21 protein-coding genes are annotated in these 24902 nt (G+C 70.1%); 16 read left to right on the plus strand and 5 right to left on the minus strand.

Going from position 1 to position 24902, the window contains the following annotated elements; all coding sequences use genetic code 11:
- The 3 genes from B0E53_RS05850 to B0E53_RS05860 all read right to left on the minus strand — a co-directional run.
- The coding region (locus tag B0E53_RS05850) for a hypothetical protein (protein ID WP_146167598.1) at window positions 1–683 on the minus strand (683 nt) is incomplete at its 3' end.
- 754 nt (window positions 684–1437) lie between these two features.
- Window positions 1438–1917 (minus strand): hypothetical protein, encoded by a 480-nt coding sequence (locus B0E53_RS05855; RefSeq protein ID WP_210405946.1) that lies wholly within the window; start codon window positions 1915–1917, stop codon window positions 1438–1440.
- Window positions 1918–2102: 185 nt separating this feature from the next.
- Window positions 2103–2333 carry a hypothetical protein gene (locus B0E53_RS05860; RefSeq protein WP_107075047.1) on the minus strand — a complete coding sequence of 77 codons (231 nt, stop codon included), beginning with the start codon at window positions 2331–2333 and terminating at the stop codon, window positions 2103–2105.
- A 368-nt stretch (window positions 2334–2701) separates the two neighbouring features.
- Here B0E53_RS05860 and B0E53_RS38540 point away from each other — a divergent pair, with 368 nt between their 5' ends.
- Complete coding sequence (locus B0E53_RS38540; protein WP_210405947.1) at window positions 2702–3058, plus strand: hypothetical protein; 357 nt, start codon at window positions 2702–2704, stop codon at window positions 3056–3058.
- Between the two features lie 123 nt (window positions 3059–3181).
- Here the strand turns inward: B0E53_RS38540 and B0E53_RS05870 are convergent, their stop codons facing one another.
- A complete protein-coding gene (locus B0E53_RS05870) occupies window positions 3182–3472 on the minus strand; it encodes a tyrosine-type recombinase/integrase (protein ID WP_246835260.1) in 291 nt (96 codons plus the stop codon).
- A 152-nt stretch (window positions 3473–3624) separates the two neighbouring features.
- Between B0E53_RS05870 and B0E53_RS05875 the strand changes: the two genes are divergently transcribed.
- The 7 genes from B0E53_RS05875 to B0E53_RS05900 all read left to right on the plus strand — a co-directional run bounded on the left by B0E53_RS05875 (window position 3625) and on the right by B0E53_RS05900 (window position 17305).
- Window positions 3625–4269 carry a hypothetical protein gene (locus B0E53_RS05875; protein WP_210405948.1) on the plus strand — a complete coding sequence of 215 codons (645 nt, stop codon included), beginning with the start codon at window positions 3625–3627 and terminating at the stop codon, window positions 4267–4269.
- Between the two features lie 52 nt (window positions 4270–4321).
- Complete coding sequence (locus tag B0E53_RS05880; protein ID WP_107075049.1) at window positions 4322–4846, plus strand: PadR family transcriptional regulator; 525 nt, start codon at window positions 4322–4324, stop codon at window positions 4844–4846.
- Entirely contained in the window at window positions 4843–5514 is a 672-nt protein-coding gene (locus B0E53_RS05885; RefSeq protein ID WP_107075050.1) for an ABC transporter ATP-binding protein, read from the plus strand. The genes B0E53_RS05880 and B0E53_RS05885 overlap by 4 nt, the downstream gene beginning before the upstream one ends.
- A complete protein-coding gene (locus B0E53_RS05890) occupies window positions 5511–7760 on the plus strand; it encodes an ABC transporter permease (RefSeq protein WP_107075051.1) in 2250 nt (749 codons plus the stop codon). The genes B0E53_RS05885 and B0E53_RS05890 overlap by 4 nt, the downstream gene beginning before the upstream one ends.
- Window positions 7761–7880: 120 nt before the next feature.
- Complete coding sequence (locus tag B0E53_RS05895) at window positions 7881–10868, plus strand: LuxR family transcriptional regulator (RefSeq protein ID WP_246835261.1); 2988 nt, start codon at window positions 7881–7883, stop codon at window positions 10866–10868.
- Between the two features lie 80 nt (window positions 10869–10948).
- Window positions 10949–11101: a hypothetical protein gene (locus B0E53_RS37365; RefSeq protein ID WP_168215237.1), complete on the plus strand. Its 153-nt coding sequence runs from the start codon at window positions 10949–10951 to the stop codon at window positions 11099–11101.
- Window positions 11102–11116: 15 nt separating this feature from the next.
- Window positions 11117–17305 (plus strand): S8 family serine peptidase, encoded by a 6189-nt coding sequence (locus B0E53_RS05900; RefSeq protein ID WP_107075053.1) that lies wholly within the window; start codon window positions 11117–11119, stop codon window positions 17303–17305.
- Between the two features lie 117 nt (window positions 17306–17422).
- On the opposite strand, the gene B0E53_RS05905 is transcribed toward B0E53_RS05900, so the two are convergent.
- Window positions 17423–17776 (minus strand): nitroreductase/quinone reductase family protein, encoded by a 354-nt coding sequence (locus B0E53_RS05905; protein ID WP_107075054.1) that lies wholly within the window; start codon window positions 17774–17776, stop codon window positions 17423–17425.
- A 721-nt stretch (window positions 17777–18497) separates the two neighbouring features.
- On the opposite strand from B0E53_RS05905, the gene B0E53_RS36910 reads away from it, so the two are divergent.
- The 8 genes from B0E53_RS36910 (at window position 18498) to B0E53_RS05940 (ending at window position 24848) form a co-directional block, all read left to right on the plus strand.
- Complete coding sequence (locus tag B0E53_RS36910) at window positions 18498–18761, plus strand: hypothetical protein (RefSeq protein ID WP_146167599.1); 264 nt, start codon at window positions 18498–18500, stop codon at window positions 18759–18761.
- Window positions 18762–18933: 172 nt separating this feature from the next.
- Complete coding sequence (locus B0E53_RS37370; RefSeq protein ID WP_168215238.1) at window positions 18934–19104, plus strand: hypothetical protein; 171 nt, start codon at window positions 18934–18936, stop codon at window positions 19102–19104.
- Entirely contained in the window at window positions 19101–19826 is a 726-nt protein-coding gene (locus tag B0E53_RS05915; protein ID WP_281492838.1) for an L-histidine N(alpha)-methyltransferase, read from the plus strand. The genes B0E53_RS37370 and B0E53_RS05915 overlap by 4 nt, the downstream gene beginning before the upstream one ends.
- A 97-nt stretch (window positions 19827–19923) precedes the next feature.
- Complete coding sequence (gene tnpA, locus B0E53_RS05920) at window positions 19924–20322, plus strand: IS200/IS605 family transposase (RefSeq protein WP_107075057.1); 399 nt, start codon at window positions 19924–19926, stop codon at window positions 20320–20322.
- Complete coding sequence (locus B0E53_RS05925) at window positions 20323–21540, plus strand: RNA-guided endonuclease TnpB family protein (protein ID WP_107075058.1); 1218 nt, start codon at window positions 20323–20325, stop codon at window positions 21538–21540.
- 87 nt (window positions 21541–21627) lie between these two features.
- The gene (locus tag B0E53_RS05930) at window positions 21628–21888 is read left to right on the plus strand and encodes a hypothetical protein (RefSeq protein ID WP_107075059.1); all 261 of its coding nucleotides are present in this window, start codon (window positions 21628–21630) and stop codon (window positions 21886–21888) included.
- A 71-nt stretch (window positions 21889–21959) separates the two neighbouring features.
- Window positions 21960–22544 (plus strand): hypothetical protein, encoded by a 585-nt coding sequence (locus tag B0E53_RS05935; protein ID WP_107075060.1) that lies wholly within the window; start codon window positions 21960–21962, stop codon window positions 22542–22544.
- 201 nt (window positions 22545–22745) lie between these two features.
- Window positions 22746–24848 carry an MMPL family transporter gene (locus tag B0E53_RS05940; RefSeq protein WP_107075075.1) on the plus strand — a complete coding sequence of 701 codons (2103 nt, stop codon included), beginning with the start codon at window positions 22746–22748 and terminating at the stop codon, window positions 24846–24848.
- Window positions 24849–24902 lie beyond the last annotated feature (54 nt).

Genomic DNA, 24902 nt, shown 5'->3' on the forward strand with positions numbered 1-24902 from the left:
GGCACTCGGCGATCTGGCGCACCGGGTCCACCGTGCTGATCAGGTGGTCCTTGAACTGGAGCACCGCCGGCACATTCTGGGCCAGGACATCCCCGTTGAACTCGATCCGTTGCCCGCTCATGACGCCGCCGGCCCGGTCCGCCGGTCGGCACCGCAGAACCCGGCATGAACAACATCTGCATAGCCGTGCCGCTCGCCGCCGACCGCACCAACGCCGAACGCAGGATCGCCTGAATGATCGTCCGCGTCTGGGCGATGTGCGCCGCCGCCCCCACCGGATTCCAGAACCACATCGCCGCGGCGACGGCGAACTCGGCAATCATGAAGTTGAACCTGGCCAACGCCGTACGCTTGCCGACCTCCGTCTCCAGGAAGAACTTCTTCTCCGCCTCGACCACGGCGAGCATCAGGTCGGCCGTCTCAGCCATCTTCCCCACGAACGGAGCCGTCTGCGCCACGAACCGGTCGAAGGCCTCACCCTCCCCCGCCTGCCGGACCGCCCTGATCGTCTGCTCCAGCAACGGACCCAGCACCGTACGCACCCGATACTCCAGCGTTTCCAGCGTGCCGATGTCATCCCGCAACAACGGCAGCTCCGCCCGGGAAACCCTCATCCCGGTGAACGCCTCCAAAGCCCGCAACCAGCTCTCACTGAGCTCAACGGTCGGACCGGCGGCGGCCAACGCGCAACGCTCCCTTCCCTGCCCCGGATCAGCCGCGCTGACCACCGCTCATATCCGGAACCACATCAGTGCCGGTCTCCTCCGTGGCGACCCCGACGGTGACGGAGGCCCTGCTCACCGCCCACAGGCCGACCGGCGAGATCGCCCACAAGGGCGTCAAAGCCCCGGTCCAGGCCACCCGGCGGTAGCACATCGAGCCCACGAACGCCCGACACGACGCCTTCAACCGGCTACAACACCGCTACGAACGCAAAGAAGACGTGGCCAGCGCTCACGTCAACCTCGCTGATGCCATCGTCACCATCCGCAGCCTCATCCGCCAGGCATGGTTCTTGTACCGGTGGGACACCCGCCCCACCCGCCGACCATGAAGGCAGCCCATCTGCGCGACCGCTCAGCCAGTTGACCGAAAACGCCGAACACGATGTTCCCCCAGCAACTCCACCCGCTGCGCCAGCCTCGTTGAAGGGCACCTTTTCACTCATGACGCCGCCCGCATCTCGGCCCGCAGTTCCTCGTCGCCCAACATGCTCAACCCGTTACCTCCTCTGCTATCTCACGGCCGGGCCGTAGCAGCGGGTTCACTCGGCGCAACAACGTTCAACGACCCCGGTACCGGCCGCGTTGGCAGCCGCGCCCCCTCGGTGGATGCGGGGATGAGGGCGCCGTCGCGGTTCTTCACCGCGACCATGTAGTAGTAACGGCCGAACGGATCCGGATCATCCGCCGCGGTCGGCTCGGCGCTGGTGTCGGTCTAGGTGGTGACCTGCGCATCCACCGGTGCGACCAGGTTGTCGGCCGACGGGGTGAAGTGCTGCTTCAGGCTGCGGTGCACCTGGTACTGGACGATGTCATCGTCCGGAGAGCCACTCGGGTCGATGTAGGCGCTCCAGCTCAGCTGCGCACCCGTGGAGTAGACCGTCGTCGGCGGGGCCAGGGTTACCCCGGGCCGACCACAGGTCAGCAGCAGCTTCGGGTGGTTGTCCTGCTGCCCCTTGGTCATGTACGCGTACTCGGCCGCCTCGTACCGCGGGCCGCCTCGCGCCAGCGGGGCCTCGTCGACGGCCTTGAGCATGAACCCGTGGTTGGTGGTCGGGTCGTTGAACCAGGACTGCACGGTGCCCTGCACACCGATGGTGTGGCACCTGCTGGAGACGTTCCGCAGCTTCGTGTCCACGGCGGTGCGGATCAGCCGTACCGAGTCGGCGACCACGGCCTTCGAGGAGTCCGACACGTCGCCCAGCACGATCTTCTGACCGGTGCCATGGTGATCTGACGGCTGGACAACGATGGGCGACGTGGGCTGTCGGCGATCAGCAACTCGCGGGTGATGATCCAGGTAAGACACCGCCAGCCTCCGATTGGCCTCGATAGCTCTGGCGAAGGCCCTCCCTTCGGAACGTCAGCAGGTGACAAGGTTCAGCAGTGCGATGTGGCGGCGCAGAGCCGGTGGGCGGCGCGGACGGTGAGGTCGCGCGCCCGCTGCGGATTGTCGTCGAGCTGCGTCAGCACGGCCACCAGGTCACCGACTCTCACGTACCCGCTCAGGTACGCGGAACGCTCCACCACCTCGCCGCTGCCGGCGCGGCGGAGGGTGAAAGCGTGCCGCACGATCATCGATCCCGACCCGGTGAAGTCGACGTCGAGCATGCTCCACTCGTGCGTCGCCTCGGCTTGACCACGGCCCCGTTCTCGGTGATCGGTCCGGCGGAGACGTATCTCGCGCAGGTGGTCACCACCAGGCGCACGTCGTCGAGGACCTGGGCGGCGGTCGCGTCGTCCGTGAGCCGGACGACCGACTCGTGCACCTCCGGGGCGACCTGTTCTGAGCGTCCGGCGGCGGTCGGTGGACGCTGCACGGTCTGCTCTCGGTAATACCGAGAGGGTCGTGGCGGCAGGTCAAGGCGCTGGTATGCGGGACACATCGCCTCGACCGGCAGGAACACCGACTTGGCCTGCATGGCGTTCGCGACGCTGCACGCACCGGCGCCGGGAAGGTCTGCCACGACAGCGGCTAGGTGTTCACCAACCGCCACGGTGCCGCCACTCTCGCCCACACCGCCGGCGCCGACCTCAAGACCATCCAACACCAGCTCGGCCACGCCACCATCCGGATCACCGCCGACACCTACACCACCAGCCTCCCCGCGACCGAGCACAAGGCCGCCGAAGCCACCGTCCGCCTCATTCTCAAGGCCGGCAAACCCGGGGCTGAGATGCGGCAGCCCGCCGGACGCCGCGACACCGCAGGGCGGCATCCGGCGACGGCCGAGACGAAGCCAGCCATCGACACCCGCGCCGCGCAAAGGCGGTCCAAGATGAAGAACCAGGCCGCTCCGAGGGGCAGAAGTTGGCGGGCACGCGAAAGCGAGTGACGATCTCGCCGCAGGCTGCCCGGAGAGACGGCGTGCCTCCCCGTCTCTCCGGGCAGCCCGACGGGTTCCGACGCCACCCAGCCGCACCTGCCCGCCCACCCCATGACTGCGCGGATGACCAGGTCAGGCCTGGGAGGCACCCTCCAGTGACATCCGGATCTTCACGTGCGACAGCAGCAGTTCGGCGCTCGCCCGCACTGCGGCCTTGGCCATCTTCTTGAACACGTAGATGTAGGTCTCCGCGGTGGTGACCGGGCTGGCGTGGCCCATGTCGTGCTGGATCATCTTCAGGTCCACCCCGGCCGCCGACGCCAGCCCCGCAGCCGCGTGCCGCAGATCGTGCAGCCGCACCGGCGGCAACCCCAACTGCTTGACCAGCTTCGCGAAACGGCGGGTCAACCAGTCCGGGCGCACCGAACGCCCATTCACGTGGACGAAGACCCGCCCTTCGGATCAACCCCGCCGCGCCGGCGCCGCTGCTTATGCCACAACTCCCACAACAGCTTCACCGTGGCCTCGTCGAGCGCCAACGTCCGCACCCCAGACACCGACTTCGGCGGCCCGAGGTGCTCCCGCCCGCGCCGCGCTGCTCGGCGCGGTGTCGGTGGTCGTCGGGGTGTGGGCGCTGGCCCGGCGGGCTCGTTCAGCTCGGCGGTGGGGTTCCCGCCGCACGAGCACTTCGCGCACGACGTCGGGCGTTCCAGCTCGGCATCGGGGCGACCCTGCTGCTGGCGCTCATCTGGGCCGACGCCCTGGCGGTCGCCCTGGCCGGCTACATCGTCGGCGCGGCGGCGCACACCGTGTCGCACGTGGTCGACGCCGACCTGGGCGGCAGCGCGGCCCAGATCTGGGCGGTGAGCGTCGCGGTGGCGGGGGAGCGGGCGTACGTGCGCAGCTTCGAGAAGGCGTGGAAGACCCGGCGGATCCGCAGCAACCCGCACGTGACGCTGGCCCCGTCGACGGCCCTCGGCAAGCCGACCGGGGAGGCGGTGGAGGCGGTGGCGCGGCGGTTGAGCGGGGCGGAGTACCGGGCGGCGAGCCGGGCGCTGGTCCGCAAGCATCCGCTGCTGCACGGGGTGCTGGTGCCGCTGACCCACCGGCTGGGCAGGACCAGGACCGGCCGCACGGGCCAGTTCGCGCTGAGCCCGTCGTCGGCGGCCGGACAGCCGGCGGCTGCCGGTGCCGGTGCCGACAGCGGGAGGGCGCGCTGACATACGCGCAAGATATGTATGCGAGGTATACCCTCGGGTTATAGTTTCGCCCATGAGCGTTCCCATGACCCTCCTTGGCCTGCTCGAACGGGAGCCCAGCCACGGCTACGACCTCAAGCGCGACTACGACGCCTTCTTCAACCGGGGAAAGCCGCTGCCCTTCGGCCAGGTCTACGCGACCCTGAGCCGGCTCGCCCGCGACGGCAAGATCGTGATCGGCGAGGTCGAGCCGGGCGTGGGCCCCGAGCGCAAGCGCTACGTCATCACCGAGCGGGGCGCGACGGAGGTCGAGTCGTGGCTGACCGAGCCGGTCCCGGCCGAGCCCAACCTGCAGACGGTCCTGTTCACCAAGGTCGTGCTGGCGCTGATGCTCGGCCGCCCCGCCGAGGACTACCTCGACCGCCAGCGCGCCGCCCACCTGGTGCGGATGAAGGAGCTCACCGACATCAAGCGCTCCGGCACCCTGGTCGACGCCATGCTCGCCGACCACGGCCTGTTCCACCTGGAGGCCGACCTGCACTGGATCGACACCACGGCCGCCCGGCTGGACGCCCTCGCGAAGGCGGTGCGGAAGTGAAGGCCATCGAGGCACGCGACGTCACGCTGTCCTTCGGCGAAACCCCGGCGCTGCGCGGCGCCAGCGTCCTGGTGGAACCGGGCGAGATCGTCGCCATCATGGGCCCGAGCGGCTCCGGGAAGACCACCCTGCTGCACTGCCTGGCCGGGATCCTGGTGCCCGACGCCGGCGAGATCCACTTCGACGGCCGCCGGATCGACACCCTCAGCGAGACCCAGCGCAGCGTCCTGCGCCGCGACCAGTTCGGGTTCGTGTTCCAGTTCGGGCAGCTCGTGCCGGAGCTGACCGCGGAGGAGAACGTGGCGCTGCCGCTGCTGCTCCGCGGCGTCAAGCGGGCCGCCGCGCTCAAGGAGGCGCGGCCCTGGTTCGAACGGCTCGGCCTGGACGGGCTCGAACGGCGCCGGTCCGGTGAACTCTCCGGCGGGCAGGCGCAGCGCGTCGCGCTGGCCCGCGGCCTGGTCGCCCGGCCCGGTGCGCTGTTCGCCGACGAGCCGACCGGCGCGCTCGACACGCTGACCGGCGAACAGGTCATGGACCTGCTGGTCTCCTCGGCCCGCGAACAGGGCACCACCGTCGTGCTCGTCACCCACGAGGCCCGCGTCGCCGCGTACGCCGACCGGCAGGTCATCGTGCGCGACGGCAAGGTGAACGCGCTGGTGTCCGCATGATCCGGTTCGCGGTCCGACTGTCCCTGGCCGGCGGGCGCGAGGCCGCCACCCGGCTCGCCGTCATCGCCACCGCCGTGGCGCTCGGTGTCGGCATGCTGCTCGCCACGCTCGCCGGCATGAACGCGGTCAACGCGCAGAACCAACGCTATGCCTGGCTGAACACCGCCGTGGCGCCGGCCGCCGCCGATTCATCGATCGACCCGCTGTGGTGGCTGATCCGGGAGGACTATTACCACGGCGACTCGATCGGCCGGGTCGAGGTCGCGGCGACCGGTCCGGACGCGCCCGTCCCCCCGGGCATCCCGCGCCTGCCCGGCCCCGGTGAGTACTACGTCTCGCCCGCCCTCGGCGAGCTGCTGCGGACCACCCCGGCCGCGCAACTCGGCGACCGGTTCCCCGGTCATCAGGTCGGCACCATCGGACGGGTGGCGCTGCCGTCCCCCGACTCGCTGCTCATCGTCATCGGCCGGACGCCCACCGACCTGGAGCACCTGGGGGCGGGCAAGGTCACGCAGATCATGGACACCTCGCCGAGCGGCTGCTCCAGGGGCTGCTACGTCGGCATCAACCACGACGGCATGGCCCTCGTGCTGTCCATCGTCGCGGTCGCGCTGCTCTTCCCGGTGCTCATCTTCATCGGCACCGCCACCCGGCTGGCCGCGACCCGCCGGGAGCAGCGCTTCGCCGCGATGCGGCTGATCGGCGCCACGCCCCGGCAGATCTCCGTCATCTCCGCCGTCGAGTCGGTGCTCGCGGCCGCGGTGGGCACGGCCGTGGGGTTCGGCCTGTTCCTCGCGCTCCGCCCGGGGCTCGCCGCGATACCGTTCACCGGCGAGCGCTTCTTCACCGCCGACCTGTCACTCGCCGTCGGCGACGTCCTGGCGGTCGCGCTCGGCATCCCGCTCGGCGCCGTCGTGGCCTCCTGGCTGGCCCTGCGCCGGGTGCAGATCTCCCCGCTGGGCGTCGCGCGCCGGGTCACCCCGAAACCGCCGCGCGCCTGGCGGCTGATCCCGCTGGTCGCCGGGCTCGCCGAGCTGACGTACTTCATCGGCCGGCGTCCCCCCACCACCAACGGCCAGCTCACCGCGTACCTCTCGGGGTTTCTCCTGATCCTGACCGGGCTGCTGCTGGCCGGGCCGTGGCTGACCATGCTCGGCGCCCGCCTGCTGGCCGGACGGGCCAGCCGGCCGGCCACCCTCATCGCCGGGCGACGCCTCGCGGACAATCCCAAGGCGGCCTTCCGGTCGGTCAGCGGGCTGATCGTGGCGCTCTTCGTGACCAGCGTCGCCACCGGCATCATCACCACCTACGTGGCCAACCGGGGCGAGCCGCGCACCGACTCGGTGGCCGCCACGTCCCTGTCGAAGTCGTTCGAGCCCGAGGAGGGCGGCCCCGCACCGACCGCGGACCAGATCCCGGCCGGGCTCGCGACGATCCCGGGGGTACGCAGCGTCACCCTGGTCCGGGCCAATCCCGTCGACACACCACCCCCGCTCGAGGTGAACGGGACGGAACCCCCGGCCTATCGATGGTGGTGGCCGGGCATCATCACCTGCGCTGAGCTGGACCGGCTGGCGGTGTTCGGCACCTGCCCCGCCGGCGCGCGGGCCGCGGCCGTGGCCGACGACCTGATCGGCGAGCGCGCGTGGGACCTCACCAATGACAGCTACGTCTGGCCCGCCGCCGACATGGACCCGGCGCAGGTCGACCGGCTGCCGATCCGGTCGGTGGTCGTCGACACCACCAGCCGGGCCGCCTTCGAGCAGGCCCGGACCATGCTGATCAACGCGTTCCCGACGGGGCGGGCCCCGCTCAGCACCGCCGAGTGGGAGTCGAACAGCGCCCGGCAGATGGTGCGGTTCCAGCAGTTGGCCAACGTGGTCATGCTGGCCAGCCTGCCGATCGCCGGGTGCAGCCTGTCGGTGAGCGTGGCCGGCGGGCTGAGCGACCGGAAGCGGCCGTTCAGCATGCTGCGGCTCAGCGGGGTGCAGCTACGGACGCTGCGGCGGGTGGTGGCGCTGGAGACGGTGGTGCCGCTGCTGGTCGTCGCGGCGGTGGCGACCGGGATGGGGTTCCTGGCGGCGCACCTGTTCCTGCGGGCGCAGCTCGGCTACACGCTGCTGGCTCCGGACGGGTCGTTCTACCTAATGGTTGCCGGTGGGCTGGCGGTGTCGCTGGGGATCGTCGCCTTGACGCTGCCGCTGCTGCGCCGGATCACCGGCCCGGAGACCGCCCGCAACGAGTGAGTGCGGTCGGGGAGGGCCGGGCGAGGCAGCCCGGCCCTCCGCTTCCGGCAGTACCTGGATCGCGCCACTATCGGTACTCCGGCAGAGGTTCCCGCAACGCGGGTCGCCGCGATGGTACTTGTGGCCGAGCAGCAAAAAGAGAGATCATCACGCATGCTCGACCCCTCGCCCGAGGACGACCGGACGTCACCGATGGTTTCCACGCCGCATTTCGTGGGTCGTGATCGGGAGCTGACGGCGCTTCGGGGCGCCTTGGCCCGGCCACCGGCGATCGTGCTGGTGGAGGGCGAGGCGGGGATCGGGAAGAGCCGACTGCTGCGGGAGTGGTTGGCCGCGCCGGACCAGCACACCGCCCTGGTCTCGGTGTGCCCACCGCTTCGCGAGTCGCTGACGTTGGGGCCGATCGTCGACGCGTTCCGTGGGATCGACCGCCCGGTGTCGCGATTGCGGCTCAGCGAGCTTGCGGGTGCGTTACGGCCCCTGTTCCCTGAATGGTCCTCGGACCTGCCGCCCGCACTGCCGCCCCTGGACGATGCGAAGGCGGCACGGCATCGCCTGTTCCGCGCCCTGGACGAGCTGCTGCGGGCTCTGCGTGTCGACGTTCTCGTGCTCGAGGACGCTCACTGGGCCGACGAGGTGACCTTGGAGTTCCTGCTGTTCGTCACCTCCCGACAGCAATCGGACGGGCCAAGCCTCGTGATCTCCTATCGGCCGGAGGAGGTGGACGTCGGGTCGCTGTTGCTGCGGCTGACGTCCCGGTTGCCCGCTGGCGTGACCCAGCTGAGGATCGCCCTGGCGCCGATGCGACCCGACGACACGGCGGCGCTGGTGTCCTCGATGCTGGACGGTAACCCGATATCGCAGGAGTTCGCGACGTTCATGCACGAGCGGACCGGCGGCGTTCCGCTGGCGCTGGAGGAGTCGGTTCGCCTCATGTGCGACCGTGCCGACCTCGTCTTCCGCGACGGGCAGTGGGTCCGGCTGAAGCTGCGTGAGCTGCAGGTGCCGCCAACGGTGCGCGACTCCACCCGGGAGCGGGTGGGCAGGCTGTCGCCGACGGCGCAGCAGGTGCTGCGAGCCGCGGCGACGTTGGCTGAATGGTCGTCGCTGGCCACGATCGCGATGACCGCCGGTCTGTCACCAACTGCGTGTCGAGGCGCTGTCGCGGAGGCTGCCGGCGCCGGCGTCCTGGACGGAGACGACCGCGGCCGGTGGCGGTTCCGGCACGTGCTGGCCGCCACGGCTGTCTACGAAGCGATCCCGTTGACCGACCGCAGGCACTTCCACCTGCTGGCCGGCCGGGCCTTGGAGGACGTCCATCCGCCGCCTGTCGCACGCCTTGCCCACCACTTCCGTGAGGCGGGTGAGACGCGGTCCTGGGCGGGGTACGCCGAGCAGGTTGCCGAGTTGGCCATGGCCTCGGGTGACCACACCAAGGCAGTCGACGTGCTGGTCGATCTGTTGTCGTGGGCGGTGTTGCCGCCGGGGGATCGGGCACGAGTCGCGCGCACCGCTGGCGTTGCCGCACTGGGCCGTCGCGAACCGGTCGACGAGGTCTACCACCGCGTGATCCGTACCTTGCGCTCGGTGCTGGAGACCCCTGGTCTGTCCGCCCGCCAGCAGGCCGAGATCCGTAATCCCCTGGGTCGGCTCCTGATCACCGGGGGTGAGGCGCAGGCCGCACTCGGCGAGCTTGAGCAGGCGGTGGCCAACCTCGACCATGATCCGGTCGAGGCGGCTCGGGCGATGACCTATCTGGGATGGGCCTATGCGGGGCCGTGGCCCGCGTCGACCCATCGGCGTTGGCTGGATCGCGCCGCCGAGCTCGCCGCCGAATTCGATTCGCCCGCGGAGCGGCTGAACCTGGCCGGCAACCGAGCCGCGGCGTTGCTCATGCTCGGCGAAGAGGAGGCCTGGGACGTCGTCGCCGGCCTGCCCGTCGACGGCGCGACCTCGGCGGAGCGTCTCGACGTGGCCCGCATCCACGCGAATGTCGGAACCGGCGCGCTGATCTGGGGTCGGTACGCCGACGCGGAACATCACCTCGCCGTGGCCATGGGCCTTGCCGAGGCCGAGCAGGCGTCCCGGTTGCAGCACAACGTCCGACTCGAAGAGGCCAACCTGGCGTGGTTCACCGGCCGGTGGGAGGGTCTCGCGGAGCGGAGCGCGGCACTCGCCGATGCCGACCGGGACCGGCCAGCGCACTACCTCGGCAGCATTCGCCTCGCGGCCCGGCTGGCAGCCGCGGCCGGACGGCGGCGCGCTGCGGAGGAGCAGTTCCGGCTCGTCCTCGAGGAGTCTGCCCGTCTCGGCGCAGCCGACGACACGATGGAGGCCGCCGCTGCGCTGGCCAGACTGTGGCTGGCGGACGGAAACAACGCCCGGGCGCTGCAGGTCACGAACGAGCCGATGGACACGGTCCGGAGAAAGGGCATCTGGGTCTGGGCGACGGACCTCGTCCCCGCCCGGATCGAGGCGTATCTCGCCGCGGGCGACCTGAAGGCCGCGACACGCCTGGGCGACCAGTTCGCCAGAGGACTGCGTGGCCGTACGGCGCCTGCGCCTCGCGCCGCGCTCACCGTATGCCGTGCGCTGCTGCTCGCGGCGGCCGGAGACCACGCCCGCGCGGCGACAGCCTACGGTCGGGCGGCGCGCGCCTGGGGCGCGTTGCCGCGTCCCTACGACGCCATGCTCGCCCGCGAGCGCCAAGCCGAGGCGCTCCTCGCGCACGGCCAGATCGAGCAAGGCCGAGAGCTGCTGGCCGCGCAGTACGAGCAACTGTTCAGGCTCGGAGCCCGCGGCGATGCGGACCGTGTCGCACAGCGGCTTCGCGAACACGGTGCCGAGGTTCCGCGACTGTGGCGCGGCGGCCGACGAGGGTACGGGGACCAGCTCTCACCTCGCGAGCTCGACGTGGTCCAACTGGTTGTCGCCGGCAAGACGAACCGGGAGATCAGCCGGATCCTGACCAAGTCGCCGGCCACGGTGGATCAACAGCTACGTGCGGCGATGCGCAAGCTGAAGGTGACCTCCCGGACCGCGCTCGCGGTCAAGGCTGTGGAGGCCGGAGTGTTCGCAGAAGAGGACTCCCTCGGCGACGCGTCGTGAAAATTGACGTATCCGCTGGATAGCGAGCGGTCACTCGTCCGCCGAGCATGACTGCATGATCCATAGCCGTAGGCCAATGCATGGCTGAGCGACCTGTCGCGCGTGACGACTCCGCCAGCGAGCACCCGCCACCTCTCGATCTGTCGCGCGAGCCGCGCGTCAGCGCCTCCGACGCCCGCGACGCCCACGACGCCGACGAGCACGAGAGCCACGACCCCTACCAACCCCTGTAGGCAGAAGGATCCCGCATGAGACTCACAGCCCTCGCGGCTTCGCTGGCCGCAGCGGTCGGCCTGAGCATGATCCAGCCATTACCGGCGTCGGCCGCCGAGCCGGATCCCGGCGCGGCCGCCGACAAGATCGCGTCGAACCTGAAGGATCGCTTCCGCACGCAGCCGGCCTCCGACTTCTGGATCACGTTCGACACCAGGGCCGATCTCGCCCCCGCCAAGAAGATCGCGAACTGGACCGAACGCGGTCAGTTCGTCTACGACGCGCTGCAAGCAGCAGCGAAGAGCTCCGCGGCGTCCGTCGCCGCCGAGCTCGACGCGGCGGGCGTGAAGTACACGTCCTACCCGCTCGTCAACGCCGTGCTCGTGAGGGGCGGCACGCAGAAGCTCGCGCTCGACGTCGCCTCGGTCGGGCAGGTCGCCGAGATCCACGCGACGCCGCAGGTCGCGCTGGTCGAGCCCGTCGAGGAGAAGGTCCCCGCCGACCAGGCTGCCCGCCCCGCCGCCCCGAAGGCCGCCGCCGGGGCAGGCACCACCACGTGGGGTCTGGACGCCATCCACGCCCCCCAGGCGTGGGCCATGGGCGCCACCGGTGCGGGCATCACCGTGTCCAACCTCGACTCGGGCGTCCAGTTCGACCACCCCGCCCTGATGCACCAGTACCGCGGCACGAAGCCGGACGGCACCGTCGACCACAACTACAACTGGATGGCCGCCCGGGGCACGTGCACGGGCGCGCCGTGCGACGACAACGGACACGGCACGCACACGATGGGCACCATGGTCGGCGACGACGGCACCGAGCACGTCGGCGTCGCCCCGGACGCGCAGTGGATCGCGACGAACGGCTGCTGCGACAGCAGCGGCGTCGAGTCGCTGCTCAAGTCCGGCTGGTGGCTGCTCGCCCCGACCGACGTCAACGGGAACAACCCTGACCCGTCCAAGCGCCCCCACGTCATCAACAACTCGTGGGGTCAAACCGTCGAGCACAACTTCGACGACTTCTTCCAGGCCATCGACGAGGCCTGGAGCGCCGCGGGCATCTTCAGCGTCTGGTCATCGGGCAACACCACGCCGTACGCGGCCTGCGACACCGTCTCCTCGCCCGGCTCCGCCGAGAGTGCCTACTCCGTAGGCGCGTACGACTCGGACGGCACGCTCGCGTCGTTCTCCCGCAAGGGTGAGGGTGAGGGTGGCCGGATCAAGCCCGAGATCTCCGCTCCGGGCGTCGCGGTCCGTTCGTCCTACCCGAACAACAGTTACGTCGAGATGGCCGGTACGTCGATGGCGGCTCCCCACGTCGCCGGCGCCGTCGCCGACCTGTGGAGCTACGACCCGACCCTCATCGGGCAGGTCGAGCAGACCCGCCGCCTGCTCGCCGACTCGGCCGTCGACGTCGACGACACCGAGTGCGGCGGCACCGCCGACGTCAACAACAAGTACGGCGAAGGCCGGCTCGACCTCGTCCGCCTGCTCGAGCTCGCGCCCCGGCAGGGCGGCACCCTCACCGGTGTCATCACCGCCAACGGCGCCCCGGTCCCCGCCGCCGACGTGACGATCAGCGGACCGTTCAGCCGGTCCGTCGGCACCGACAAGGAGGGCCGATTCACGATCAACCTTCCGGTCGGTGACTACCAGATCAGCACCAAGGTCTTCGGCTACCTGACCGCGACCGCCAACGTCACGATCTCCCTCGGCCAGGACACCTCCGTCACGCTGCCGCTCACGGCCGCCGCGCGCCACGACATCAGTGGCAAGGTCGTCGACGACAAGAAGCAGCCGGTACCGAACGCCGACGTCTCCGTCAAGGACACCCCGCTGAAGCCGGTACGTACGGACGCCAACGGCGCGTTCAGGATCGCCGGTGTGCCGGAGGGCCAGTACGGGCTCGCCGTCACGCCCAACGCCTGCCTCTCGCCGACGTCCCTCCCGCTGACCGTCGGCACCGAGAACACGTCGCTGGAGATCCCGGTCGGGCTCGTCGTCGACAAGGGCGGCTACAGATGCGCCGTCTCCGAAGGCGAGTACCTGCGCGGCACCGACCCGGTCGCGTTCACCAGCGGCGTGTGGGCGACGGTGAAACTGCCGTTCCCGATCGCGCTCTACAACGGCAGCCACGACACCCTCGGTATCAGCCTGCGCGGCGTCATCTCCCCGGACACCAGCACCGGACCCGGCAGCGGCGGTGCGGGCGTCTTCCCGTTCTGGGTCCAGACCCCCGTCGAGTTCGCCCCCGGCGGGGGCGTCTTCACGTCGGCCACCAAGGTCGACGGCGAGGACGCGTTCGTCGTCGAGTTCCGCAACGCCAAGATCTGGGCCTACCCGATCCGGTCGGAGTACACGGAGCCGGTCAGCTACTCGGCCACGCTCACCCGCTCGGGCAAGGTGATCTTCGGGTACGGCGACGGCATCGGCACCGACGACCCGGTGACCGGCGGCGCCAAGACCATCACCGGCATCCAGGGCTGGGCCGGCGTCGACGGCATCCGGTTCTCCGACAACGCCCCGGTGCTGCACGACGGGATGATCGTCACCTACGACCTTCCCGACTGGGGCTACCTCGACGCGACCGTCGTCGACAAGAACGACGGGCTGCCGGTGGCCGGGGCCAAGGTCTCCTTCACGAACAAGAACGGCCTCGTCGAAACGGTCACGACCAACGGGACGGGCATCGTGCACCGCCAGCTCCCGGTCGGCGACTACACCATGACGGTCGACGCGCCGAACTACACGACCGCGGCGTACCCCTTCTCCCTCGACAAGCTCTACGCGAATGCCAAGATCGACGCGCGTCTGACGACGGGTGTCGCCGGCCTGAAGGCCGACGGCCTCGAGGCGCTGTTGGGTACCGACCAGAGCGGCGTGGGCTCGCTGACGCTGACCAACAACGGCTCCGCGCCACTGACGTACGACCTGGGCGAGGCCGCGCGCCACCCCGAGCTTGACGCCGCCGGCGCCACCGCGCGCACCGGGACGGGTGCGGCCAGCACGATCGACCTCACCGCGTGGAAGACCGGTGCGAGCGGCATGAAGCCGTCGAACGTCGACGGCAAGGCGACGACGTCCAGCGCCGCGGAAGCGCAGGCGGCTGCCAAGGTCGGCCCGACCTCCGGCGGCGACGTCATCACCCGGATCCCCATCCCGGGCACGATCCAGGAGAAGGAGCCCTCCGGCATCGGGTACGACGGCGACGTCTGGGTCCACGACTACATCGCGCGGACCAACACCGCCTACACGGTGACGGGCAAGCGGACCGGAAAGGTCTTCGACGCGTCGTGGAACCCCGCCTACCGGGCGTTCGACATGGCGCTCGACACCAAGACCGGTGACATGTGCCAGATGGAGGACAGCCCGGCCAGCTACATCCACTGCTTCGACCGGGAGACCGGGAAGGAGACCCGGCAGATCAAGGGTGACTGGTCCACGCTGCAGCTGACCGGCCTCGCCTACAACCCGACGGAGGACGTGTTCTACGTCGGCGGCCGGGCGAACGGCATGATCGGCACCGTCGCCGGGACGTCGCACGACAACGCGGGCGCGCTGCTGTCCTTCTGCGCCCCGCCGCTGCCCGAGGTGATGGGCCTGGCCTACAACCAGGCGTCCGACACCATCTGGTACACCGACCTCACCTCGAACAGGCCCACCCGCCTGCTGCAGGTCGACCCCGACGACTGCTCGCTGGTCAACGCGTGGTGGTTCCCGGGCCGGAAGGCGGGCCAGGGCGGCGGCCTCGAGACCGACTCGACCGGGGCGCTGTGGGCGGCCGACCAGATCGCCGACGACGTCGTGCTGGTCGACGTCGAGGACGACCTGCTCACCGACCTGCCGTGGCTGTCGCTGTCCTCGACCGGCGGCACCCTCGCCCCGGGTCAGTCGACGACCGTCAAGGTCTCGATCTCCTCGAAGGACGCCAAGCCAGGGGTCCTCGGCGCGAACATCGTGGTGCGGTCCGACTCCGGACGCCAGTCCAAGACCTACGTCCCGGTGACGCTCACGACCACGAAGTACCAGGTCGGCGTCAACGCCGGCGGCGCGAAGTTCACCGACGGCTCCGGCTACACCTGGTCCGGGGACCAGGCCGCCAGCAAGGGGGCGTGGGGCTACGAGGGGAAGACAAAGGTCGCCTCCACGCAGTCAGGGATCGAACGTACGACGGACGACGCCCTGTTCCAGTCGCAGCGCACCACGGCGGACAAGCAGTTGTTCTACCGCTTCCCCGACGCGCCCAAGGGCACCTACGCGATCGACCTCGGGTTCGCCGAGATCGAGAAGGTGGCCAAGGGCAAGCGGGTGTTCGACGTCCTCGTGGACGGAACGCTGACGGACTACGCGTACGACGCGGCCGCGGCCGTGGGGCCGAACGCCGCCGACTGGCGCACCGCCGTCGTGAAGCACGAGGGCGGTCCGCTGACCGTGGAGCTCCGGGGCTCGAAGGGCCTGAAGGCCCCGACCATCGCCGCGCTGCGTGTGACGCTCGACCCGCGCGCGGACGCGGCGGAGCCGGAGCCCCAGCCCGAGCAGCCGGAGCCAGGCCCCGTGCCGGTGGCCCCCGCCGGTCGCTCGTACTCGATGAAGGTGACCGACGGGCTCTACCGCCAGGGTACGGAGGAGTCCGGGTGGCACGGCGATGACGTCTGCGGCGTGCTGTGGTTCGACTCCAGCTTCCTGTTCCCGTTCTACGACACGGCCTGGGACGGCGTGTGCGTGACGACGAACGGCACGCTGACCTTCGACCGCGCCAGCACGTCGGGGAGCAACACGGCACTGCCGTCCCCCTACCCGATCGACGCGATCTATCCGCTCTGGGACGACCTCGTCGTCGACGACGAGGCGGGCATCTACTTCGGCAGGACCGAGGTGGACGGCCTGGCCGCTGAGGTCATCGAGTGGCGCAATGCAGCCTTCTACAACGACCGGACGGCTCGCGTGAGCTTCTCGGTCACCCTGATCGCCGACGGACGGATCCAGATCGGGTACGGCGACGGCGTCGGCGGTGACAACCCCCTCACCCGGGGGTCGTCGGCGACGGTCGGTGTGGAGAGTCTGACGCGCAATCCCGCGGGCCAGTACTCCGTGAACCAGCCCGTCCTGAAGGCCGGCCTAGGGCTGGAGTACACCCTCCCGGCCGCGGGCACGATCGAGGGCACGGTCACCGACAAGAACGACGGCAAGCCGATCGAGGGTGCGATCGTCACCCTCAAGGGGCCGGCCGGTGAGCGGGTCATCACGGCCGACGCGAAGGGCCGGTGGAAGGCTCAGGCGCTGGTCGGCGAGAACACCGTGCAGGTGTCGGCGCCGAACTACGTCACCGCCAGCCACCCGGTGACCATCGCCAGGAAGGACCAGGCCGAGGTGCTCGACACGGCGTTGACCACGGGCATCGCCACCGTCACCGGAGGCGACTTCGACTGGCTGCTCGACAAGGGCCAGAAGGCGACGGCCGACGTGACCGTGACCAACACCGGCTCCGCCCCGCTCGAGGTGCGGCTCAGCGAGCAGAAGCGCACCAGCGGCGGCGGGCACGAGGCCGCCGACCTTCCGTGGCTGGCCCTCGCGGGCCCGGCCGCAACCGGCACGGTCAAGCTCGCGGCCGGGGAGTCCACCACGGTCACGGCGACGGCCGACAACGCCGGCGTCGAGCCCGGTGTGCTCGTCGGGGACGTGCTCGTGGCGTCGAACGCCGGCAAGGGCGAGGACCAGCTCAAGCCGGTCCGCCTGGCGACCTCGGCCTACTGGCAGGGCGTCGACGTGGGCGGATCCGGGTACGTCGGTGCCGACGGCTTCGTCTGGTCGCCGGACCAGGAGCTCGGCTCGCGGCCGTGGGGCCACGTCGGCGGCAAGGTGCGTGCCACCAAGGCCGACATCGCCGGCACGGACGACGACGCGCTGTTCCGCACCCAGCGGACCGGCGAGACGTTCAGCTACGTGTTCAAGAACGCCCCCGCCGGGACGTACCGGATCGGCCTCGACTTCGCGGAGATCGAGAAGGTCAAGGCCGGCAGGCGTGCCTTCGATGTTCTCGTCGACGGCAAGGTCGTGCTCTACGACCACGACGTGCAGGCGAAGGTGGGTGCGCTGACCGCGGACATGAACACGGTCACCGTCGAGCACGCCGGTGGCGATCTGAAGATCGAGCTCCGCGGCGAGACCGGCGAGAGCGACCCGATCCTCAACGCCCTGAAGGTCCAGGAGGACCCGCGCCTGTGAGATAGCCGAACCGGTCCGCCAGCAGTGGTCAGAGCCTCCTCGGAAAGGATCGCCGAGGAGGCTCTGCCGCGCCTACCGCGTTGGCAGCTTTGGCCCGTACTCGCGCACTTGGCTCGCCTATCCCAGCGGGACCTGGACCGCCACGTCGTGCCTCGGGTAGTAGCTCTCCACCGTGTCGGCGCCGTACTTGGCCTTGAACAGCCCCACCACGTGCTCGACCCGGCCGGCCTCGGTGATCGGGGTGGCGCTCGAACTCAACGCGGTGCCGTTCGCCGACACCTCGATCATCGGGGTCTGCCGGACGTTCTTGTACCACTGGCTGTCCGAGCCGGTCACCGGCACCAGGAACACGCTGTCCTCGTCCAGCACGAACCAGACGGGGTGGGTGATCTGCCGGCCGGTCTTCCGGCCGGTCACGGTGATCTCCACCTCGCGGACGCCATCCAGCGCGTCCCAGACCGCGTTCGCCACGATGCCCCCCTTACGCCTCCCCGTCAGGCTAGGCACTCGCGCGCCGGGCCGCCGCCGATTCCGCGAGCTTGTCACCGGTACGGGCGCGTGCAAGACCGCCTTCCTGGGTACGCGAGGAGTGAGCGATGCAGGTCCGAAGAGGAGGATGTGGACGATGTCCGGGGCTGGGCGACGGGATTACACCCCGCGCCATGCCGCCTCGACACCGCGGGAGGCCGCTCCCGTGACGGTCGCCGACCGGCGGCCGCGGCCCCCGGCTCCGGCGATCGCCACGCCGGCACCGCGCCGCCTCGCGATACTGGCGGCCGCCGCCGCGCTCACCGCCCTGTCCGCGTACGCCATGACTGCCGACCGGGCGGGACCCGAGGGCACCTTCGGTGGCGGCGCACCGGTCACCCCGGGTCCCCTGCCCGATGCGACAGGGCCGAGCGCCGCTCCTTCGGGCCCCGGGCCGACCGCTTCCCGCACCGCGGACCCCGATGTCCCTGGCGAGGGCGCGGCTCCCTCGGCGCCCGGCACGACTGGTTCCCGCACGAGGGCCCCCGACGCCGCAGGCGAACCTTCGGGTCCCCTGGCTCCCCGCCCGACCGCTGCCCGGCGGGCGGCTCCCGATGCCGGCAGCGGCGGACCGACTCGCGGTCCGGTCGGCTCCGGTGCTCCTCAGTCCGCCCCGACGCCGGGACCCGTCGACCCGGCACCCGGCCCCAGCGGCTCTCCCGGCGTGCCGCCGCCGGCAGCCCCCGAGCGGTGTGGGGCGCCGGAGATCCCCTACGGCTACAACTACTGCGGCGGCGTGCTGGTCCACGAGCCGGCTCCCGATGTCTGCCGCTGGTTCGTCTGCGTGCCCGGGTTCTGGGCGGGCCGGGGTTACCTGACCGTCTGCCCGGACGGCAGGGTCGGCATGGTCGGCGGCCCGGGCGGCAGATGTCCGGAGCGCGCCGGCAGGAAAGCGCCCGTGTACGCCTATCGGCCGGCCGCAGGCTGACTGCGTACTCCTCGTGTGGTCGGCTTCTGCATAGCCGCAATTGCCGCTAAAGGGTCCGGTGTCGCCGGCCCTGGGTCACATCGAAGTGGGTACCTTCGACGACTTTGCCGCTGTTAAGGTTGGCGAGCGGAACATGGGACGGTCGGCCCTCACCCCCGGGGGATGGCACAACATGGAGCAGCAGGCCAGGGAGCAGTTGAAGCTGCTGCGCCGACTCGAGAAAGTCATTTCGGAAACCGAGTTCTCCTGGTCGCTGTGCCTCGTGGAGGAGGACCAGTCCCGAAAGCTCAACGAGCTGGCCGCCGAGCTGCAGCGGCCCTTCTCGTCCACAGGTGACAGGTGACGAGAAGCGGATCGTCTCCGGCTATTCGTATTGGGGAATTTGAACCGGCGGTCAACTGGCAGCGGGCCTGCACCGACCCCAACTATCCCGTCATGAGAGACGGGATCGAGACCTTCAGCCGGCGCTGGCGAAGCCTGCACTCCCGGCACAACGGCCGGCCCTACCACTACATCAGCCTTGGTCCGGACACCGGGGAGAAGGACGCCGCGGTTCTGGCCGATCTCCAGCCGATCAACCCGGAAATGTATTACGTGCCCGTCGACATGAGCGCGGAGTTGCTGCGGCTCGGGCTCAAGCCGATACAGTCCCTGCCCTTCTTCCGGCAGTTCCGGAATCAGCTGCTCCCGGTGCAACTCGACTTCTCGGTCGAAGAGAACGTGGCCGAGCTGAACGAACTGCGTGACCGGCTGATGGGGGACGAGCCCGTGCTGTTTTCGCTGCTCGGCAACACGATGGCCAACTTCGACGAGGACGTCGACCTGGTCGAGCGGCTGAGCAAGCAACTGCTACGCCCCCAGGACCGGCTCCTGGTGGAGGTCGCCACGGCGTCCCACCTCGACGAGAGGATGGCGCAGCAGGCGGCCCGGGAGTACGAGACCAGCTGGGTGTTCCGCGAGTTCGTCATCAGCGCCCTGCGCCAGAACACCGACCTCTCGGTGAACATGAACTACGTCCGCTTGAAGGAGTGGTCGAGGAGGGTCGGTCGCTGGTCATCAAGGTGATCGAAGTGCGTAGCGCGCAGACCCCCGGCTTTAGCCGTGGGCCGTGCGTGTCAATTTCGGACGGACAGTAGATAGCACGAGACTGTATATTGCACGGGTGTCCGTTGCCCTTCGGTCGAACAGCGACGTCGTGTTCCAGTGCGCGTTCCACGTCGTGTGGTGCCCGAAGTATCGGCGTCGGGTGCTGTCCGGCGGGATCGAGGAGCGGTTGGAGCACCTCATTGGTGAGGTGGTAGAGGAGAAGGGGGCGTGGCTGGTGGCGTTGGAGGTCATGCCTGACTATGTTCATCTGCTGGTAGAGGTGGACCCGCAGTTCGGTGTCCACAAGCTCGTCAAGGCGATTAAGGCACGGACGTCTCGGGTGCTGCGTGAGGAGTTCCCGTCGCTGCGGTCCCGGCTGCCGACTTTATGGACGAACTCGTATTTCGTGGCGACCACCGGCGGTGCCCCACTGGCCGCGGTCAAGGAGTATGTCGAGCAGCAGAAGGGCCGCTGAATGTTGACCGGCCGCCGCTATCTGCTCGCCTTGACCGACGAGCAGGCCGGCTACGCCGAACAGGTCGGTGCGGTGTGTCGGGCGGTGTGGAACACGGCGTTGGAGCAGCGCCGTGAGTACCGCCGTCGCGGCGGGTTCATCGGCTACAACGAGCAGGCCGGGCAGATGGCCGAGGCGAAGAAGGACCCGGACTGCGCGTGGCTGGCCGACGCGCCGTCGCACACGTTGCAGCAGACCCTGCGGGACCTGGACCGGGCGTGCAAGAGGCATGGCACGTGGAAGGTGCGCTGGCGGTCCAAGGCCCGTACGGCCCCGTCGTTCCGGTTTCCCGACCCCAAGCACATCGCGGTGCGGCGGCTGAACCGCAGGTGGGGTGAGGTGCGGCTGCCGAAGTTCGGGCCGGTCAGGTTTCGGTGGACCAGGGCGTTGGGTGGCGCCATCCGCAACGCCACCGTCTCGCGTGACGGCGGACGCTGGTACATCTCGTTCTGCGTCGAGGACGGCGTGACCGAGGTTGCCCCGAACGGTAAGCCGCCGGTCGGTGTGGACCGGGGTGTGGCCGTGGCTGTGGCCGCCTCTGACGGGGGGCTGGACGAGCGGGAGTTCGTCACCGCGGGTGAGGCGGCCCGGCTCAAGCGGTTGCAGCAGCGCCTATCGCGGTCGCTGCGGGTCCATGGCCGCAACCGCGGATCGAAACGTCGCGACGCTACCCGCGCGCAACTCGGCCGGCTCAACGCCCGTATCCGGGCCCGCAGAGCTGACTTCGCCGCGCAGACCGCCGTGCGCCTGGTCCGCGAGCACGGCATGGTCGCTGTCGAGGGCCTGCGGATCAAGAACATGACGGCCAGCGCGAAGGGCACCGTTGAGCAGCCCGGCCGTAACGTCCGCCAGAAGGCTGCCCTGAACCGGGCCATCCTCGCCAAAGGGTGGGGCGGATTCCTGCTCAAGCTGGAACACGCCGCCCGCTACCACGGGGCAAAGATCGAGAAGGTCAACCCGGCGTACACGTCGCAGACCTGCAACGCCTGCAAGCATGTCGCCTCGGAGTCCCGCGAGAGCCAAGCGGTCTTCCAGTGCGTCGCCTGCGGGCATCAGGACCACGCCGACGTGAACGCGGCCAAGAACATCCTCGCCGCCGGGCTGGCGGTAACAGGGCGTGGAGACCTAGCCGCAGGGCTGTCTGTGAAACGCCAACCACCCGAACGGCTCGCGGCGTGAACGCGCCTCAGCCACGGGAATCCCCCGCCCTTCAGGCACGGGGAGGAAGTCAACTACTGCAACCGCTCGGCCGAGGACCTGAAGATCGTGCTGCCGAACCGCAGCGAGGTCCACTTCCCGAGCGGCGACACCATCCGCCTCCTCATCACCCGCAAATACCAGCTCAAGGCCCTGGCCGCCGCGCTGGCCAAGGCCGGCCTCTTCGTGGAGAGCGAGGCCTTCACGCAGTTCCAGGCGTACGAGCGGGTCCGCCGGTTCGGCATGGACCTCATGCTGCTGTCCAGCAGCGACGCCGGCGCCGGTCCCGACACGGCCGCCCGGGACGTCTTCCGCCGCCCCGGCACATGACGAACAGACCTGGGCGGTGGCCACGCCCGGCGCCCCTGCCGTCGTGGGTGACGGCACCCCGTACCTGGATCATGCTGGTCACCGCCGGCAGCCTGGCGGTGGCCTTCGTCGTCAGTGCCGTCTGGTGGACCCGGTCATCCGGCCTGTCGAGCTTCGAGCCGACGGTGCAGGTCCTCGGCCTGCTCGGCGGCATCACCGGCATCGTCGCCGAACGCTGGGCGGCAGGCCGCGAGAGGCGCGCGGAGGCACTCCAGGCCATCGGCGAGGAATTGCGGGACAACCGAAGGATCCTGGCCGCTCCGCCGTTCGCCGTGGACACCACGCAGCCGGCTCGCCGGCAGGTCTACCCCCGCTTGAGCCTGTCGGCCGTGAACGCCGCGCTGTCCTCGGCCGTGCTGTCCCCCCGGCGCGACGAAGCGCTCGTCGGCATGCTGCATGACTGGCGGAACGAGGCGGAGATCTTCAACCACCAGCTGTCCCTGGCCGAGATATTGGCCTTCACCAACGGATCCGACGAGGTGCTCCGCGACCTTCACCAGGGACTGCACAGCGCGGACGGGCCACTGGAACGCATGCAGGAACAACTCGCCGCCCTGCTGGCCGCGCCCCCGCTCGCCAGGCCGGGCGACGCCAGGACAGTGGGCCGCGCCCGATAGCCGCCTGCTTGCCTGCCGCTCCGCGCCGCGAGCCGTCCGAAAAGGATTGGCGGTTGCCGGTAGCATCCACAGACGGTAGTGGAGGCTGCCGCCAGAGTGACGGACAGGCGCTCGGGCGGTCCGGTCCAGACATCGGTTGTGCCGAACACACGGGGGAAACATGTTCGAGCGGCTGGGCAGATTCGTCGTCACCAGGGCGTGGTGGGTGATCGGCTCGCGGCCGCCGCCATTATCCTCACCACGCCGTCGCTGAGCGACATCACCTCCGCCGACCAGGAGAGCTTCCTGCCTCACTCGTACGAGTCGGTGCAGGCCACCGAACTCGGGCAGAAGGCGTTCCCCCAGCAGGCCACGGCCACGGCGACCATCGTGGTCAAGCGCGCCGACGGGAAGCCGCTCACCCCGGCGGACGAGGCGAGGGTGGGCCAGTTCGCCCAGTCGCTCAAGGCCAGGAACATCCCGAGCACGTCCGGCTACCAGACCGGCCCGCCGGCCGTGGCGCCGGACAAGTCGGTGCAGGTGGTCAACGTCGGGCTCGACGCCACCACCCCGGACGACCCGGCGCTGCTCAACTCCGTACGCGATCTGCGGTCGGCCATCGGCCCGGACCTGGCCGGCAGCGGGCTCACCGCCGGCGTGGCCGGCGACGTGGCGAGCTTCGTCGACAACGAGGACACCTTCAACAAGGCCTTCGCCGTGGTCGGCGTCGCGACGATCATCCTGATCATCGGACTGATCCTGATCATCTTCCGCAGCCCCATCGCCGCGCTGCTGCCCGTCGTGGTCGTCAGCGCCGTCCTGACCATCACGACCGGACTCGTCGCCGCAGCGGGTAAGGCGTTCGACCTGAACGTTAGCCAGGACCTGCAGACGATCCTGCTGATCGTGCTGTTCGGCATCGGCACCGACTACATCCTGTTCCTGCTCTTCCGCTACCGCGAACGGCTGCGCGCCGGCGACGACAAGCGCACCGCGATGATCGTCTCCGTTCAGCGGGTCGGCGAGGTCATCACCTCGGCCGCCGGAGCCGTCATCGTCGCGTTCCTCGTGCTGCTCCTCGCCTCGCTGGGCTTCTTCGGCTCGCTCGGCCCCGCGCTCGCCATCGCCGTCGCCGCCATGCTGGTCACCTCGCTCACCCTCATCCCGGCGGTCGTCTCGCTGCTCGGCCGGTACGTCTTCTGGCCGTCGAAGGCGTGGCAGCGTACGCCCAAGGCGACCCTGTCGCGGCGCCTCGGCACGGCCGTCGGCCGCCGGCCGGCCCTCGTGGCGGCGGCATCCGGCGCCCTGCTGGTCGCGCTCGCCGCGGGCGTGCTCAGCTACAAGGCGGACTACGACTTCAGCGCCGGCTTCCCCCAGGACACCGAGTCGGCGAAGGCCGCCAAGGACCTCCAGCGCGGGTTCGCCGCCGGTGCCCTGGCCCCCACCGAGGTCTACCTCACCACCGGCAACGGGACGCCGCTGACCGAGCAGCAGGTCACCGACTTCGCGGCGGCCGCCGCGAAGGCCCCGGGAGTGGGCCGGGTGCAGCCGCCGGAGCGGAGCAGCGACCCGAGCGTGGCCCGGGTCAACCTGTTGCTGAACGAGAACCCGGTCTCCAACGAGGCCATCACACTCGTCCGGGACGACCTGCGCGACGCCGTGCACGCGGCGGCGCCGCCCGGCACGAAGGCGCTGGTCGGCGGGACCACGGCGATCTTCGCGGACATCAACTCGGCGAACAACCGGGACCTGTCGGTGATCCTGCCGGTGGCGGCGGGGCTGATCGCGCTCATCCTCGCGCTGCTGCTGCGCAGCCTCGTCGCGCCCATCTACCTGGTGATCGCGGTGCTGCTCAACTTCGCCGCGACGCTGGGTGCGACGGTCTACCTCTTCCAGGGGCTCCAGGGCAAGCCGGGGGTGACCTTTCAGCTGCCGATCATCCTCTATCTCTTCGTGGTGGCGATCGGGACGGACTACAACATCCTGATGATCGCTCGGCTGCGGGAGGAGGCTCGGGAGGGGAACGAGCCGCATGAGGCGGCGGCCATCGGCGTGGAGCATGCCGGGCCCACGGTCGCCGCTGCCGGGCTGATCCTGGCCGGGACGTTCGGGGTGCTGATGCTGGCGCCGATCTCGTTCCTGCAGCAGATGGGGTTCGCGGTGGCGATCGGGATCGTGTTGTCGGCGTTTGTCATGTCGATGTTCCTGGTGCCGGCGTTGACGGCGCTGATCGGGCACAAGGCGTGGTGGCCGGGGCATGGGGACCAGCGGCCGGCCAGGGGGCGGCACGCGTCCCCCGAGCCGGCAAGCGTGGTGGAGGCGTAGCGGGCGGTGCATCGCCCGCCCCGGCCCCATCGATCTTGACTGATGGTGAGGCGG

This window comes from Micromonospora sp. MH33, assembly GCF_003013775.1.
In the GTDB taxonomy this organism is placed as follows: Bacteria; Actinomycetota; Actinomycetes; order Mycobacteriales; family Micromonosporaceae; genus Micromonospora; species Micromonospora fulviviridis.